This is a genomic window from Citrobacter sp. RHBSTW-00881, from assembly GCF_013728515.1.
In the GTDB taxonomy this organism is placed as follows: domain Bacteria; phylum Pseudomonadota; class Gammaproteobacteria; order Enterobacterales; family Enterobacteriaceae; genus Citrobacter; species Citrobacter braakii.
In genome coordinates, this window is the sequence record NZ_CP056269.1 from 4,694,916 (window position 1) to 4,710,481 (window position 15,566).

Consider the following 15,566-nt stretch of genomic DNA (forward strand, 5'->3'; position numbering starts at 1 on the left):
CGAAAAGGATAAAGAATAGCCAGAGCGAAAAGCGGAGGGAACAGAAAAGCAAAACGCCGACACAAGGCCGGCGCTTTTACGCGGTAATCAGAATAAAAACTTATTCTGCAACTACGTTTACAGTCAGCTTAGCAAACACTTCGCTGTGAACCTGGAAGCTCACTTCGTGCTCACCAGTGGTACGCAGAACGCCGTTCGGCAGACGAACTTCGCTCTTAGCTACTTCAACGCCAGCTGCAGTTACAGCGTCAGCGATGTCGCGAGTACCGATGGAACCGAACAGTTTACCTTCGTCGCCAGCTTTAGACGCGATGGTTACGGTTTCCAGTGCGTTGATTTTCTCAGCACGAGCTTCAGCAGCGGACAGAACGTCAGCCAGTTTAGCTTCCAGCTCAGCGCGACGCGCTTCGAAAAATTCAACGTTTTTCTTGGTAGCAGGAACAGCTTTACCCTGTGGTACCAGGAAGTTACGAGCATAGCCCGCTTTAACGTTAACCTGATCACCCAGGCTACCCAGGTTTGCTACTTTATCAAGCAGAATAACTTGCATTACCTTATCCTCTCAAAGTCGTATTAATGGACCGTGACCGATTACTGATGACGATCAGTGTACGGCAGCAGGGACAGGTAGCGAGCGCGTTTGATAGCGCGAGCCAGCTGACGCTGGTATTTTGCACGGGTACCGGTGATACGGCTTGGGACAATCTTACCGCTTTCGGTGATGTAGTTTTTCAGCGTAGCGATATCTTTATAGTCGATCTCTTGAACGCCTTCCGCGGTGAAACGGCAGAACTTGCGACGACGGAAATAACGTGCCATATGGCTAGTCTCCAGAATCTATCAATTCAATCTGCTCGGCATGCAGAACCATTTTGCTCAGGCCGTTCTTTGCCTTGTGGCAAGAGATGAACCCCTGAACGGTCACTGCGCTACCGACCGTTATACTGTGAGTAATGGCCTGGTTTTCGTGTCCGCTAATAATAACGGGCATTTGGCACCACGCCTGCCGGTGAAACCCGGCTTCCTCCTGCACAGAACGATGCTCAAGCACGAACTGGCAATGAGGAATTCCTGATGGACTGACCTTTCGAAGGGGAGCCCTGCACACGGTGCCGGACAACGCCAGACGGTTGGTCATCAGAAATTACTCTTCAGAATCCCCAGCTTCAGCATCATCTGCGGTTTCGTTAGCGAAATCATCGCGACGTTCACGACGCTCGTCTTTCGCTTTAACCATCGGAGATGCTTCGGTAACAGCGTGTTTAGTACGCATAACCATGCTGCGGATAACGGCATCGTTGAAGCGGAAGGTAGTTTCCAGCTCATCGATCACTTCCTGCGGCGCTTCAACGTTCAGCAGAACGTAGTGAGCTTTGTGCAGTTTGTTGATCGGGTAAGCCAGCTGACGGCGGCCCCAGTCTTCCAGACGGTGGATCGTGCCTTCTGCACCAGTGATGGCAGCAGTGTAGCGTTCGATCATACCCGGAACCTGTTCGCTCTGGTCAGGATGGACCATAAAAACGATTTCGTAATGACGCATCGAATTGCTCCTTACGGATTATTCAGCCTCCTGTCTGGGTCAGCCGAGGCCCGGGGAGGCAAGGAACGTGTTAAAGGTCGGCTGAAAAATTGACGCGTCATAATACTGGCGCCTGCCACTAAACTCAAGGTAATTGTACGATTATTTATCATGTCGCCATTAATACATATCCAGCAGCATTTTGACGCTGATGCAAATGGAGACAATGACAATCATGGGTCGGATAACTTTCTTGCCGCGCGTTAGTACAACCGTCGCGCCAAGACGTGCGCCGAGGGACTGCCCGGCAAACATCACCAGCCCCAGCGACCAGATCATTTTACCGCCAAAAATGAAGAACAATATCGAGGCGATGTTGGATGCCAGGTTAATAAAATTCGAGTGAATTTGCGCCTTATCGATGCTGTATCCCCACAGCAGGATATAGCAGAGGGTATAAAAGGAGCCAGCCCCGGCACCGAGAAAGCCGTCATAAAAGCCAATGCATCCCCCGCCGATCAACGAGAAGAGAAACAGGGATACCTGCTGCTTTCTTTTCGGTTCGCTGAGATTTGGCGCAAAAATAAAGTAGATAGCGACCGCGATAATCAGGATCGGGAGCAGTTTCTTCAGCAGCTCCGGTTCAATGAACTGGATAAGCGTCGTTCCCATCGCAGAACCGATAAAGGCAGATAAAAACACATACTTGTGCTCCTGCACGTTGATATGCCCCCGGCGTAAAAAATAAATCCCGGAGGTCAGCGAGCTGCCCAGCGCCTGAATTTTATTGGTTGCCAGCGCATTCGCCGGGGGTAAACCAGAAATTAACAGTGCGCCAATCGAGAGAAAACCACCGCCGCCCGACACCACGTTAATAAAGCCTGCCACCAGCGCGACCATAAACATAATCACAAAGTAGCTGAAATCCATGAATGAAGTATCCATAAGTTTTTGCCTTATTATCATAAAGTTATATTAATTATCCGGCTCACTATAAACGGCGTACTCACCCGATTAAATTGACTATTTGGTAAGTGCTTATGCGCGAAAGACAGGTATTTTTCACCGCAGCGATACACACCAGCGGCCTGTTAATAAAAGAAAAGATGGTCATGCGGTAATTTTTTGAACAACTGCATCAGAAATGGTCGCTATCGACTGCGCCGGTAGCGGTTAAAATTACATCAGAAGCTAATCACTCACAGGAGAGAGGCAACCAGAGACCGCAGTCGAGGAGGTACATATGCGAGCCCGTGTTTTGACCCTTCTGGCTATGCTTTTGCTTAGTGCAAATGCAACGGCAGCCATCAAAATTGACAATCATCAGGCCAGGAATATGGATGATGTGCAGAGCTTAGGCGTCATTTACATAAATCATAACTTCGCCACTGAAAGTGAAGCCACTCAGGCCCTGAATGAAGAGACCGATGCGCAAGGCGCAACCTACTACCACGTGATCCTCACCAGGGAACCCGGTAGTAACGGAAATATGCACGCCAGTGCAGATATTTACCGCTAGCACCAGAAATAACCAACGAGAACATTGCCGCAGTTTAATTTGCCCCCTTCACAGGGGGCTTTTTTTGCAAAAAAGTCCCACAGCCAGATCGATAACATCCCCTGAATGATTGGGCTCCAGGACTTAGTCGTTACTTCTGTCCGTAATAGGCGTTTGGACCGTGCTTACGCATGAAATGCTTATTCATCAGATAGCTGTCGATGGGGCTAAGAGCCGGATTAATACCACGCGCAATCCATGCCATTTTTGCCACTTCCTCCATCACCACGGCGTTATGTACCGCATCGTGAGCATCCTTGCCCCAGGCAAACGGGCCATGCTGGTACACCACTACGCCAGGCGTATGCAAAGGTTCCACCTCCCCCAGCGTTTCGACAATCACCCTACCGGTATTTAGCTCATACTCGCCCTGAACTTCAGCTTCAGTTAACGCCCTGGTGCAGGGAATATCGCCAAAGAAGTAATCCGCATGCGTCGTGCCAAGAGAGGGAATTGCCAGACCCGCCTGCGCCCATGCCGTCGCGTGGGTTGAGTGGGTGTGCACCACGCCGCCGAGAGAAGAATAGCGGCGATACAGCTCCAGATGGGTGGCGGTATCAGAAGAAGGACGATAGCGCCCTTCCACTACGTTGCCGACCAGATCCACAACCACCATGTCATCTACCTGCATCGTTTGGTAGTCGACGCCGCTAGGCTTAATCACCACCAGCCCGCGCTCGCGGTCAATGGCGCTGACGTTCCCCCAGGTGAACGTCACCAGCCCGTAGCGCGGCAAATCCATATTGGCCTCAAAAACCTGCTGTTTAAGTTTTTGCATTACACCGCCTCCACCAGACCTGCGCTGGCCATTCGCGCCTTCACCCAGTCGCGCGCCTTCGCGACTTCACGTGCCGGGTCGTCCGACGTTTCACTCCACATCTCAATCAGGTATGGTCCGCAGTACCCACTCTGTTTGAGCGTCGCAAAACAACGTTCGAACTCAACAACCCCTTCACCAAACGGCACATTTTTGAATACACCGGGTTTGGTATCCTTCACGTGTACGGCAACGATATGACCCATCCCAGCCTGCAGCTCCATCTGCACGTCGTTATCCCACGCCGACAAATTGCCAATATCGGGATACAACTGGAACCACGGATTGTTGAGATAGTGGGCATAACCCAGTGCCTTGCTGATCGAATTCATCAGCGGATAATCCATGATTTCCATCGCCAGCGTCACCTGCGCGCGGCTCGCCATCTCCACGCTCTCTTTCAGCCCATCGCGAAACCGACGACGCGTTTCGTTATTGGCCTGCTGGTAATAGACGTCGTAACCCGCTAGTTGAATAACGCGAATACCGATATCCTGCGCAAACTGAATGGCTTTACGCATGATCTCCAGCCCTTGTTCGCGCACAGCATCATCTTCACTGCCAAGCGGGAAACGACGATGAGCGCTCAGGCACATGGACGGTACGCGTATCCCTGTCTCAGCGATAGCGGCCACCAGCGCCAGCCGCTGCTCGCGGCGCCAGTCAAGACGCGCCAGGCGATCGTCGGTTTCATCAACCGATATTTCAACAAAATCAAAGCCCAGTTCCTTCGCCAGCCGCAAGCGTTCCAGCCAGCACTCCCCGCCGGAGAGCGCTTTTTCATAGATACCGAGCGGGACCTGTTTCGACAACATAGTCGCTCCTTATCCCCACAGTTGGGCGATGGAACGTTTGAACTGACGCGCAGCGTCTACCGGAGAGGCGGCATCGCGAATGCTGCGTCCGGCAATAAAGACGTGGATAGGGATCCCCTGGAACAGCGGCAGATCCTCCAGCGCCAGGCCGCCGGTGACGGTGACCTTAAAGCCCATATCAGAAAGGCGTTTGATGGCGCTGATATCTGCCTCTCCCCATGCCACACCCGCCGCCTGCGCGTCACGGCTGCGGTGATATACCACTTGCCCAATGCCCGCGTCACGCCACTCCTGCGCCTGCTCCCAGGTCCAGTAACCAGTCAGTTCAATCTGCACGTCGCCGTTAAATTCTTTCGCCACCTCCAGCGCCCCCCTGGTGGTGTTGATATCCGCGCAGCAGATGACGGTAACCCAGTCAGCATTGGCTTCGAAACACATGCGCGAGAGGATTTTACCCGCGTCGGCGATTTTGGCGTCCGCCAGCACAATTTTATGCGGATAAAGCGCCTTCAGATCGCGTACGGCGCGCACCCCCTCTGCCACGCAAAGAATCGTGCCCACCTCAATGATATCGACCTCTTCGGCAATCAGACGCGTCGTTTCATAGGCGGAAGACATTGATTGGTTATCCAGCGCAACCTGCAACATAGGTAATGACATTTTGGTATCCTTTTAAACAGCCGCCGCAGTGGCGTTATCAATTAAATCCAGCACTTCCTGCGCGGTACGGCAGGCACGTAAACGGTCGAAATTGGCTTCGTCGTCAAAGAGATTCACGATCTGCATGATGCCGACTTCCTGATGTGTGTTGGCGTCTACTGCCGCCATGGTGATCAGGATGTCGACCGGGTCGTTATCTTCGTGGTTAAACACCAGCGGTGTTTTCAGCGTCACCAGCGCAAAACCGGTTTTCTTAACCCCTTCCTCCGGACGGCCGTGCGGCATTGCCAGGCCGGGCGCAATCACGAAATACGGGCCGAACTGTTCGACTCCGTCGAGGATGGCCTGGTAGTAGCGTGGTTCAACCACATCAGCCTTAACCAGCAGATCCACGCTCAGCTTTACCGCTTCCTGCCAGGAGCTGGCCTCGGCCTGTAAAAGGATGGCGTTATTGTCTGCCAGCGAATCACGTAATTTCATAGGCCGCCTCCTTACTTCACGTCCTGAGGGAAATGCGCGTTGATCACTTCCAGCAGTTTTGGTCCAAAATCGGCGGGAGACAGCATGTTGCGTACGCCAACAACATATTTATTGCCCGATACGGTAATCTCACCGGCGATATGGGTAGAAGCGATGATGATATCCGCGCCGCTCAGTTCACTTTTGTATTCACCTACTGCGCAACTGTTTACCGTATGGTCAATATTTGACTGGGTTAAAAACTGATCCACCTTCATCTTCATGATCATGGAACTCCCCTGCCCATTGCCACATACAGCCAAAATACGTACGGTCATAATCGGAACTCCTTATTAAGCAGAGTGTTCTGCCAGTTGTTTTTCTGCGTCTTCCTCAGCGCGCAAGGTGCGTCCTGCGAAAAACATATAAGCCAGTGCAATCAGAATAATGACGGCCATAAACACGATGCCGATGGAGGCAAAGCCCTGCATCATCGGCGGCGCCAGAATTGACCAGTCCGCCATGCCCATCCAGGCGCTCATCCCGGTGAGCTTCACCGCCCAGACGCAGCCGAAGATTTCGATCATCCCCATCACCAGGCAAATCTTGAGCGCTGCACGCCAGCCGCCAAAGTGGTTAGCAAACACGCCGATAGTCGCGTTCGAGAAGAACATTGGAATAAAGCCAGGGATAATCAGAATAGAAGAGCCGCAACCCACCAGGATGCCCACCGCAATCAGTTGGCCGATGGTGCCCCACATAAAGCCCCAGACCACCGCGTTGGGCGCAAAGCTATAAATCGCCGCGCAGTCGATAGCCAGCACTGCACCCGGGATCAGACGTTGAGAGATACCGTTGAACGCTTCTGAAAGCTCAGCAACGAACATACGTACGCCCTGAGTGATGATGAAAATAGCGACGGCAAACGAAAAACCGGTCTGCAGGATATAGACCGTCCAGTGGGTTTTACCCGCCATCGCCTGAACCACATCAATACCGAAAGAGAGCAGGATCGCGCCGAAGAAGAGGGTCATAACAATCGCGGTAGAAACGATGTTGTCATGGAAGATATTCAGCCAGCCCGGCAGCTTCAGATCTTCAACACTCTCCTCTTTCTTACCCAGATAAGGCGCGACTTTGTAGGCAATCCATGAAGCGAACTGCTGCTGGTGACCGATGGAGAAACCGCAGCCGTCGGTCACTTCCTGCGTCGGCTTGTACATCATATTGGAGGTAATACCCCAGTAGAGGGACACCAGCACCGCGGTGCAGATGATGGTGGTCCACATCGGGTAACCGAAGATGTAGAGAGAGACGGCAATCAGGCCCGCCTGCTGGAACATTATGTGGCCGGTCAGCATGATGGTGCGAATGCCGGTAATACGCCGTAGCAGTACGTAACAAATATTCAGCGCCAGCGCCAACAGCACAGCATAACCCACCCAACTATAGGCATCGCCCATACGTTCGATGGTTGCCATCATGGAGGCATAGGTATCGGAAATCGCACCATTGATACCGTAAACTTCGGACATCTTCGCCACCACCGGTTTAAACGTGCTGGTCAGAATGCCCGATCCCGCTTGCAGCAACATAAAACCGATAATCGTTTTGATCGTGCCTTTGATAATAACGCTGACGCTTTTACGCAGCAGGATGTAACCAAGACAGGTCACAATACCCAACAGCAAGGGCGCGTTGGTCATAACCTGATTAAAAAAGACGGTAAAGATGTTGTAGAGGATCTCCATAACGATCTCCAGTAGACGAAGTTGCTGAACATTCATTACAGATGCCCAGGATGTTGTGCCCTCACTCTAATTTTCAAAAGTAATCACAACAAGATTGAATTTGATTAAATGTGATGCAGTACGCAAATAATTCACACACTTGCAGAGTGGCTTTACTTCTAATTCATCGTTTCCAAAATAAACCCTATTAAAACAATAAAATAAAAAACAAACACTCAAGCAAACCATCATGTCACGCTGTGATTTGCTCACATTTCCCCGCTGAACACCAAAAATCAACGCATTGCCTTCTTGAAAAAATGATGTCAATATCAATCAAAATAAATCATAAATTGACTTAATCTGAATAAACATGAAGGTAAATGCGATGAGTAAAGTAAAAAGCATCACGCGTGAATCATGGATCCTGAGCACATTCCCGGAGTGGGGAAGTTGGCTGAATGAAGAGATCGAACAGGAGCAGGTCGCCCCGGGCACATTCGCTATGTGGTGGCTTGGCTGTACCGGCATCTGGCTGAAGTCGGAAGGCGGGACGAACATTTGCGTCGATTTCTGGTGCGGGACGGGTAAACAGAGTCACGGTAACCCGCTAATGAAAACCGGCCACCAGATGCAACGCATGGCTGGGGTGAAGAAACTGCAGCCAAACCTGCGCACCACGCCGTTTGTTCTTGATCCGTTTGCAATTCGACAGATCGATGCGGTGCTGGCGACACACGATCATAACGATCACATCGACGTGAATGTCGCGGCCGCCGTCATGCAAAACTGCGCCGATGACGTGCCATTTATCGGGCCGCAAACCTGTGTGGATCTGTGGATCGGTTGGGGTGTGCCAAAAGAGCGCTGCATCGTGGTAAAACCAGGCGATGTGGTGAAAGTGAAAGATATTGAAATTCATGCGCTTGACGCGTTTGATCGTACGGCATTAATCACGCTACCTGCCGATCAAAAAGCGGCAGGTGTGCTGCCGGATGGTATGGATGCACGTGCGGTAAACTACCTGTTCAAAACACCGGGCGGTACGCTGTACCACAGCGGAGACTCGCACTACTCTAACTACTACGCAAAGCATGGCAACGAGCACCAAATCGACGTTGCGCTCGGCTCCTACGGTGAGAATCCACGCGGGATTACGGACAAAATGACCAGCTCCGACATGCTGCGCATGGCGGAAGCGTTGAATACGAAAGTGGTGATCCCTTTCCATCATGACATCTGGTCAAACTTCCAGGCCGACCCTCAGGAGATCCGCGTACTGTGGGAGATGAAAAAAGATCGACTGAAGTATGGCTTTAAGCCGTTTATCTGGCAGGTGGGCGGTAAGTTCACCTGGCCGCTGGACAAAGATAACTTTGAATATCACTATCCGCGCGGCTTTGATGACTGCTTCACGATTGAACCGGATCTGCCGTTTAAATCCTTCTTGTGACCCCTACAAAATGCCGGGCTATTCCGGCATTTTTTCCCATTTACTTTAGTATTTCCAGGCTATTTCAAATATCATCTTTTCAAATCAATTTGTATCGGAATAGCTCATGACTGAAGCACAAAGACATCAAATATTGCTGGATATGCTGGCGCAGTTGGGCTTTGTTACCGTTGAGAACGTGATTGAGCGTCTGGGGATTTCACCAGCCACAGCACGCCGGGACATCAATAAACTCGACGAAAGCGGCAAACTCAAGAAAGTCCGTAATGGCGCAGAAGCCATTACCCAGCAACGTCCGCGCTGGACACCTATGAATCTGCATCAGGCGCAGAACCACGATGAAAAAGTTCGCATTGCCAAGGCCGCATCCCAGCTTGTAAATGCGGGTGAAAGCGTGGTGATCAACTGCGGATCAACCGCCTTCCTGCTTGGTCGTGAAATGTGCGGCAAGCCGGTGCAGATCATCACCAATTATCTGCCGCTGGCGAACTATCTGATCGACCAGGAGCATGACAGCGTGATCATCATGGGAGGGCAATACAACAAAAGCCAGTCCATCACGCTTAGTCCGCAAGGCAGCGAAAATAGCCTGTATGCCGGACACTGGATGTTTACCAGCGGTAAAGGGTTGACCGCGGACGGACTGTATAAAACCGATATGCTAACCGCGATGGCTGAGCAGAAGATGCTTAACGTAGTGGGTAAACTGGTGGTGCTGGTCGATAGCAGTAAGGTCGGTGAACGCGCGGGGATGCTGTTCAGTCGCGCCGATCAAATCGATATGCTCATTACCGGCAAAAACGCTAACCCTGAGATTCTGCAACAACTTGAAGCTCAGGGCGTAAACATCGTGCGCGTTTAAAGGTGCTGGCGAAAAAACGTTACCGTCGCTGCCAGCGCCTCTGGCGTGATGCGGTGGCGCACGCCCGCTTCCCACAGGCAGGTTAAATTGTTATCCAGCCCTGCCTGAATCAGCGCCTGCTGTAAGCGGAAGGTTTCAACCGCGGGCACCACATCGTCCTCCTGTCCATGCCACAACAGCAACGGTCTGTCGGCCAGGCGTTGTAGTTGATGCGTAACATCCCATTCGGCGAGCGGTGCGATAATGGCATCGAACTCTGCCTGCTGCTCTGGCGTCTGGACCCGTAAAGGGGGAAAAAGCGTCTGTGCAAGACGGGTAAAATAGCCCGAACCCATCAGGCTGGCTACACATTTAACCTCGGGATGGCGGGCCATAATGCCCAACGCCGTCATGCCTCCCATCGACGCCCCCGCAACAGCAAGTCTTTCATCTGATAGCCAATTTTCCGCCACCAGCGCCGCACGTAACGTCGTAAACTCCTGCATGTTTTGCTGCAATATATGCCAGAAGCGGAACATTCGCTCCTGAGCATCACCGTTGAAGCGGGCACCATGGTCGGGCGCATCTGGCATGACAACCCGGAATCCGGCCTGAGCCAGAGCAACGGCAAAATAGCTATAGACCAGACTTGAAGATGTAAACCCGTGATAGAAAATAATGCAAGGGAGTGAACACTCGCGTTTGCCAGCCGGAACGGCGTGCAAGACAGGGATACCAGCCAACTGTCGTGTTTCAATTTCGATCATTTGTCGCCTCTTTTTTTCTGGTATGCCATGCAGCAATACTTAACGCAAGCGAATGTGTTCGGCAATGATTCATAATGTTGAGAACTGGGTTACGCTTTCGCAACATTTTCATTCGAAAATCGCGTGAGAGATAACACTTCGGGAACATTCCCCTAAAGGGAAATTGATAAGGCACTACACTATGGCTATCAGGAAACGAGATAGAGTTATGCGTCGGTTTGCCTCTTTATTGCTGGTGATGCTTTTAAGCGCCTGTAGCGTGCTACAGGGAACGCCCCAACCCGCACCGCCCGTTGCCGACCACCCGCAGGAGATCCGCCGTGACCAGAGTAATGGGTTACAGCGAATAGGAACGGTCAGCGCGCTGGTAAGAGGCTCTCCGGATGATGCGCTGGCAGAGATCCGTGACAAAGCCGTCGCGGCTAAAGCTGATTACTACGTGGTTTTATTAGTGGATGAAACCATCGTGACAGGCCAATGGTATTCACAGGCTATTTTGTATCGTAAATAACATTGGGTTGGAATTTAGTCAGCTTTACATTGCTTTGCACCGCTATGCGTTTACCTGTGCACAATAAACCAACAGCAGGAAGCTTGAGGTTTATGATCGCGATGGAATGCCCTGCCGTGTGTAGGGGTACGAATAATGGAGCTGACGATGAAACAATCACTTGCCTTATCCTCACTGCTGCTTTCTGCCGGACTGGTAGGTACTACGGCGCAGTCTGCCGAGTTCGCCAGTGCTGACTGCGTTACAGGCCTGAACGAAATTGGCCTGATATCTGTCAGTAACATTGCAGGGAATCCGCAGGATGTAGAACGAGTAGTCGCGTTAAAAGCGGATGAACAGGGTGCCTCATGGTATCGGATCATTCAAATGTACGAAGACCAGCAGCCCGACAACTGGCGCGTACAGGCCATACTCTATGCTTAACAGATTGCCGGATGGCGTAAACTTATCCGGCCTACATTGAATGTAGGCATGATAAGGCGCGCCAGCGTCGCCATCAGGCATATTATTACCGTAATCCCCCCGTTGCCCGCAGGAGCAAGTCGTTCAGCACCTGCTCGGACAATCGTAGTCCACCACGCGTATCGAGCATCATTTGACACCAGGCCTGCGCCACTGGCGGAGAGGCATAGCGCAACATCTGCGCCCCGCAACCGAGCAGGAAAAGCTGCTGTGTAATCTCCCGTCCCAACTCCTCGCTGGGTTTACGTAAACGCTGCTGTAGTTGACGTACTCTTCGATCGTAATGTCGGTCTTGCCCTTTTACCTCAGCAAAGGCTTCGCTGAGCATATCGTATATGCAGGGTTGTTTTGTCAGCACCCGCAATACATCGAGGCACATAATGTTGCCAGAGCCCTCCCAGATACTGTTTACCGGCATCTCACGATACAGGCGCGGCAATTCACTCTCCTCGCAGTAGCCAATCCCGCCGAGCACTTCCATCGCCTCTGCAACAAACGACATACCGGCCTTGCAAACAGAGAATTTCGCTGCTGGCGTGAACAACCTGGCCCACAGAGATTCTTTGGCATCAGCGCGACGGTCCCAGGCCCGCGCCAGTCGGAACAGTAACGCCGTCTGACCTTCCAGTTGGAGCGCCATCCGACCTAATACCTGGCGCATCATCGGTTGTTCGATCAATGGTTTGCCAAAAACCTGTCGCTGGTGCGCATGGTAAATCGCGACAGAAAAAGCACGTCGCATCATGCCATGACTGCCGAGCGCACAGTCAAAACGCGTCATCCCACCCATTTTCAGGATATGACGTATACCTTCCCCTTCTTCACCCAATAGCCAGCCAATCGCATCGTGGAATTCAACCTCGCAGCTGGCGTTGGAGCGATTGCCTAACTTATCTTTCAGCCGCTCCAGACGGATAGCATTACGCTGCCCGTCGGGTAAAAATCGCGGTACAAAAAAGCAGGATAAGCCTCCCTTTGCCTGGGCCAGCACCAGATGGGCATCGCTTTGCGGCACGGAGAAAAACCACTTATGTCCCACCAGCCGATACGAGCCGTCTGTAAGACGTTCTGCCTGAGTGGTATTGCTTAGCACATCTGACCCCCCCTGCTTCTCGGTCATTCCCATGCCGATCAATAACCCACGCTTTTGCCCTCCGGGCAGTAAATGCGAGTCATAACGGTCGCTTAGCAGCGGCGTAAACCAGTCGTGAAAGGGGGCAGGTAACATCTGAAGTAACAACGGCGTGGCGGCAAAAGTCATGGTAACCGGACACAACGTGCCCGCTTCCACCTGCGCATGCAGCATGAAACGGGCCGCCCGGGCAACAAATGTTCCCTGCCTCGCGTCTTCTTCCCAGGCCAGATTATGTACGCGATTGGCGCACAATCCCTGCATCAGTAAATGCCAGGCAGGATGAAAACGCACATCATCCAGCCGCTGACCCTGCGAGTCGTAGCGCAACAACTCGGGTGGAAAAGCATTGGCCAGACGGCCAAGCTCGAGCGACTCGGCAGTCCCTAGCTGCTGACCAATACTGGCGAGAAGATCGCTATCCCAGCCAGCGCCTTCACGGATAACCGCTTCACACAGCGCGCCATCGGACAGATATAAGTTGCTGTTATTGAGCGGTACAGGTTGGTTAAAAACGGTATGCGTTTGCCAGTGCATTGTGTCTCCCTCCGTCAATGGCCGTCACCTTAAGTATGGTCAGAACCACATTATTCGCGACGGAGGGAGATCACAAAAGCACGGTTAGCCCGCAATATAGTGAGGAACAAAGCGAGAAGTATCTTTCGTGATCAACGTATTATCTTCGCGGATCCCCATGCCACACGCTTCATCATCCACGATCCAACTGCCAATCAGCGTATAGCTATCACCAAAACGCGGTAGCGCCTGAAATGCCTGATAGATCATCGGCTCTTCGGCATAGTCGCCCTCAGCGTGTTCGACGACATGTTGCTGACCATCAAAAATGGTGACGTTTCCCCCTTCACGGGAGAATATGGGTTTACGCACATAGCTTTCACCCTGCGCAATTTGCGGTACTTCTCCGTCGAACCAAGCTGGCAGTAGGTTGGGATGATTGGGAAAAAAACGCCACAGCAATGGCATCAACCCTTTATTACTGAGTACGCTTTTCCACAGCGGTTCAACCCACTGCTCGCGACGATGGCAAAGCAAGGGACCATTTTCATCTCGCATCATCCATTCCAGGGGATAGAGCTTAAAAGCGCGACGAATGACATTATCATCCAGATCCGTGAGCACACCGCCGACGCCAAGCCCCAGTTCTTCAATATACATAAACCGCGACTCTTGCCCTGCCTGCTGCGCGCAATCCTGTAAATACAGCACGGTAGTGCGATCTTCATCGGTATCTTCACAGCAGCAGAAGTAGAAGGGTTCCTGGCTATAAAGTTCAGCAAAACGGGATATAAGCCGTTCCTGAATGGCATTATACTGGTCGGCATCGCGTGGGATAACGCCGTTACGACGCGCATCTTCCAGCCATAGCCACTGAAAATACGCCGACTCATAGAGCGACGTTGGCGTATCAGCATTGTATTCCAGCAGCTTGACCGGGGAGTTATTTCCGCACCAGACAAAATCCATGCGGCCGTACAGAGAGGGATCACGATTGCGCCAGCTTTCGGCAATAACGTCCCAGTACAGCGGCGGGATCGCCAGTTGCTGCATAATCTGTTCGTCGTTAACTGCTCGTTCGACAACGTCCAGACACATCTGGTGCAGTTCCGCAGTGGGCTTTTCGATCTGCTCTTCCACTTGCCGAAGCGTAAAGCGGTATGCCCGGCTCTCATCCCAATAAATCTCATTGTCGATGATATGAAAATCAAAACCGTGATCGTAAGCGATCCGGTTCAGATCCCGGCGTATAGGGACATCATGTCGCAGCATCGTTAACCTCCCCAGTGCCCACGTGCGCTGGATGATCTTCCATAGCCGCCACGAGAAACCGTCGATACTTTCTTCGTCGTATAAGTATGGGCGGTAGCGGTATCATTTTTTCCGCTGCCAGAACGCCAGCCATACTCTCCCGAAGTCGTACGCCAGACCGGGCGCGAAGCATATGAAGAACCGCCGCTGCTGTAGACATACTGTTCATCACGATCTTTGCGAATCATCCTGGTGAGTAAAAACCCGGTAACCACAGGTACCCAGCTCTGATCCGTGCTATCGAGATAACAGTCACCAAACTGTGCCTGACAACTCTCCTTACTCATTTGCTTTGGCAAGCTGGCATAGAATTCAGCTTTAGCGTTGTTCCAGCCATCGGTACAAACGGTGGCGCTATTGCCATCATCAATGCATTCACTCACCGTTGAGTAAAATTTACCGTCGCCATCATTATCGGTATCGGCGTCGTCTGCACATCCTTTAAGAATAAAAAATGCCGCGCCGCCCATAATAGCCAGCGTCAGATATTTGCCGCTGTAACGGCTACGTTTTTTTTCAAAGGGATTAATCGGGCGGTTAATCCGCGTAATAGCAGAATACCCCACCACCTTGTTTTTGCTTCCTGATTTACGTTTTCTTGCCATGATCGTCCATTACCATGTCATGCAGGCGGCGTTAAAAATGCCTCCCGCCAGCGCAGCGGTTCCCATAAATAATCCCGCGGCGCTATTGTGATTAATGATTTTTTCACTCAGCGTCGGCATATATAAGCGCACACCGCCGTAAATAACGAGTTGAACTACCAGTGCAATACCACCCCAGGCAAAATAATCTGGAATGCTAACAGCATTAATTGCCGCACTGGATAGCGGAATAACGTAACCGAGCAAGGTTCCACTAAATGCCAGCGACGCTGCCGTATTATTATTTTTGATAAGTTGCCATTCATTGTGCGGCGTTATTTTCGAATAAATAAAAAGGAAAATTATCACCATGGCTACACCAATAAAAAAATAGGCGAAAAAAGCCAATAATGAATCCAGTATATGCATTG

The 15,566-nt window shown here is 51.6% G+C and carries 21 protein-coding genes; 5 read left to right on the plus strand and 16 right to left on the minus strand.

The window, feature by feature from the left end; all coding sequences use genetic code 11:
• Positions 1–100 precede the first annotated feature (100 nt).
• The 5 genes from rplI to HV311_RS22590 all read right to left on the minus strand — a co-directional run bounded on the left by rplI (position 101) and on the right by HV311_RS22590 (position 2,464).
• Positions 101–550, minus strand: coding sequence for a 50S ribosomal protein L9 (rplI, locus tag HV311_RS22570; protein ID WP_003025676.1), 450 nt, complete (start codon positions 548–550; stop codon positions 101–103).
• A gap of 41 nt (positions 551–591) precedes the next feature.
• Positions 592–819 (minus strand): 30S ribosomal protein S18, encoded by a 228-nt coding sequence (rpsR, locus tag HV311_RS22575; RefSeq protein WP_000135199.1) that lies wholly within the window; start codon positions 817–819, stop codon positions 592–594.
• Between the two features lie 4 nt (positions 820–823).
• The gene (priB, locus tag HV311_RS22580; protein WP_003025674.1) at positions 824–1,138 is read right to left on the minus strand and encodes a primosomal replication protein N; all 315 of its coding nucleotides are present in this window, start codon (positions 1,136–1,138) and stop codon (positions 824–826) included.
• A 6-nt stretch (positions 1,139–1,144) separates the two neighbouring features.
• A complete protein-coding gene (gene rpsF / locus HV311_RS22585) occupies positions 1,145–1,540 on the minus strand; it encodes a 30S ribosomal protein S6 (protein WP_016151433.1) in 396 nt (131 codons plus the stop codon).
• Between the two features lie 159 nt (positions 1,541–1,699).
• Positions 1,700–2,464: a TSUP family transporter gene (locus tag HV311_RS22590; protein WP_137371457.1), complete on the minus strand. Its 765-nt coding sequence runs from the start codon at positions 2,462–2,464 to the stop codon at positions 1,700–1,702.
• Positions 2,465–2,762: 298 nt separating this feature from the next.
• Here HV311_RS22590 and yjfY point away from each other — a divergent pair, with 298 nt between their 5' ends.
• On the plus strand, positions 2,763–3,038 hold the full coding sequence (yjfY, locus tag HV311_RS22595) for a DUF1471 family protein YjfY (RefSeq protein WP_016155520.1): 276 nt from the start codon (positions 2,763–2,765) through the stop codon (positions 3,036–3,038).
• 130 nt (positions 3,039–3,168) lie between these two features.
• Here the strand turns inward: yjfY and HV311_RS22600 are convergent, their stop codons facing one another.
• From HV311_RS22600 to ulaA, 6 genes are read right to left on the minus strand one after another with little or no spacing between them, the layout of a single operon-like run.
• On the minus strand, positions 3,169–3,855 hold the full coding sequence (locus tag HV311_RS22600) for an L-ribulose-5-phosphate 4-epimerase (RefSeq protein ID WP_191220497.1): 687 nt from the start codon (positions 3,853–3,855) through the stop codon (positions 3,169–3,171).
• A complete protein-coding gene (locus tag HV311_RS22605; protein WP_191220498.1) occupies positions 3,855–4,709 on the minus strand; it encodes an L-ribulose-5-phosphate 3-epimerase in 855 nt (284 codons plus the stop codon). The genes HV311_RS22600 and HV311_RS22605 overlap by 1 nt, the downstream gene beginning before the upstream one ends.
• A 9-nt stretch (positions 4,710–4,718) precedes the next feature.
• Positions 4,719–5,369, minus strand: a complete 651-nt coding sequence (gene ulaD / locus HV311_RS22610) for a 3-keto-L-gulonate-6-phosphate decarboxylase UlaD (RefSeq protein WP_046275837.1) — start codon at positions 5,367–5,369, stop codon at positions 4,719–4,721.
• Positions 5,370–5,381: 12 nt separating this feature from the next.
• A complete protein-coding gene (ulaC, locus tag HV311_RS22615; RefSeq protein WP_016151427.1) occupies positions 5,382–5,849 on the minus strand; it encodes a PTS ascorbate transporter subunit IIA in 468 nt (155 codons plus the stop codon).
• Positions 5,850–5,860: 11 nt separating this feature from the next.
• Positions 5,861–6,166 carry a PTS ascorbate transporter subunit IIB gene (gene ulaB / locus HV311_RS22620; RefSeq protein WP_016151426.1) on the minus strand — a complete coding sequence of 102 codons (306 nt, stop codon included), beginning with the start codon at positions 6,164–6,166 and terminating at the stop codon, positions 5,861–5,863.
• A 15-nt stretch (positions 6,167–6,181) separates the two neighbouring features.
• On the minus strand, positions 6,182–7,579 hold the full coding sequence (gene ulaA, locus HV311_RS22625; RefSeq protein ID WP_016155515.1) for a PTS ascorbate transporter subunit IIC: 1,398 nt from the start codon (positions 7,577–7,579) through the stop codon (positions 6,182–6,184).
• Between the two features lie 367 nt (positions 7,580–7,946).
• Here ulaA and ulaG point away from each other — a divergent pair, with 367 nt between their 5' ends.
• Both ulaG and ulaR read left to right on the plus strand, forming a co-directional pair.
• On the plus strand, positions 7,947–9,011 hold the full coding sequence (ulaG, locus tag HV311_RS22630) for an L-ascorbate 6-phosphate lactonase (RefSeq protein ID WP_016151424.1): 1,065 nt from the start codon (positions 7,947–7,949) through the stop codon (positions 9,009–9,011).
• 106 nt (positions 9,012–9,117) lie between these two features.
• On the plus strand, positions 9,118–9,873 hold the full coding sequence (gene ulaR / locus HV311_RS22635) for an HTH-type transcriptional regulator UlaR (RefSeq protein ID WP_047414946.1): 756 nt from the start codon (positions 9,118–9,120) through the stop codon (positions 9,871–9,873).
• Here ulaR and yjfP read toward each other — a convergent pair.
• Complete coding sequence (gene yjfP / locus HV311_RS22640; protein WP_016151422.1) at positions 9,870–10,619, minus strand: esterase; 750 nt, start codon at positions 10,617–10,619, stop codon at positions 9,870–9,872. The genes ulaR and yjfP overlap by 4 nt on opposite strands.
• 181 nt (positions 10,620–10,800) lie before the next feature.
• Between yjfP and bsmA the strand changes: the two genes are divergently transcribed.
• Together bsmA and yjfN are read left to right on the plus strand one after the other, a co-directional pair.
• Positions 10,801–11,130, plus strand: a complete 330-nt coding sequence (bsmA, locus tag HV311_RS22645; protein WP_029139740.1) for a biofilm peroxide resistance protein BsmA — start codon at positions 10,801–10,803, stop codon at positions 11,128–11,130.
• Positions 11,131–11,277: 147 nt separating this feature from the next.
• On the plus strand, positions 11,278–11,553 hold the full coding sequence (gene yjfN / locus HV311_RS22650; protein WP_016151420.1) for a DUF1471 family protease activator YjfN: 276 nt from the start codon (positions 11,278–11,280) through the stop codon (positions 11,551–11,553).
• 85 nt (positions 11,554–11,638) lie between these two features.
• Here yjfN and HV311_RS22655 read toward each other — a convergent pair whose 3' ends face one another.
• From HV311_RS22655 to HV311_RS22670, 4 genes are all read right to left on the minus strand, one after another.
• Entirely contained in the window at positions 11,639–13,261 is a 1,623-nt protein-coding gene (locus HV311_RS22655; RefSeq protein WP_191220499.1) for an isovaleryl-CoA dehydrogenase, read from the minus strand.
• 84 nt (positions 13,262–13,345) lie between these two features.
• Positions 13,346–14,512, minus strand: coding sequence for a glutathionylspermidine synthase family protein (locus HV311_RS22660; RefSeq protein WP_191220500.1), 1,167 nt, complete (start codon positions 14,510–14,512; stop codon positions 13,346–13,348).
• Between the two features lie 2 nt (positions 14,513–14,514).
• A complete protein-coding gene (locus HV311_RS22665; protein ID WP_191220501.1) occupies positions 14,515–15,156 on the minus strand; it encodes a DUF1190 domain-containing protein in 642 nt (213 codons plus the stop codon).
• 9 nt (positions 15,157–15,165) lie between these two features.
• Positions 15,166–15,564: a DUF350 domain-containing protein gene (locus tag HV311_RS22670; RefSeq protein ID WP_149381748.1), complete on the minus strand. Its 399-nt coding sequence runs from the start codon at positions 15,562–15,564 to the stop codon at positions 15,166–15,168.
• Positions 15,565–15,566: the final 2 nt, after the last annotated feature.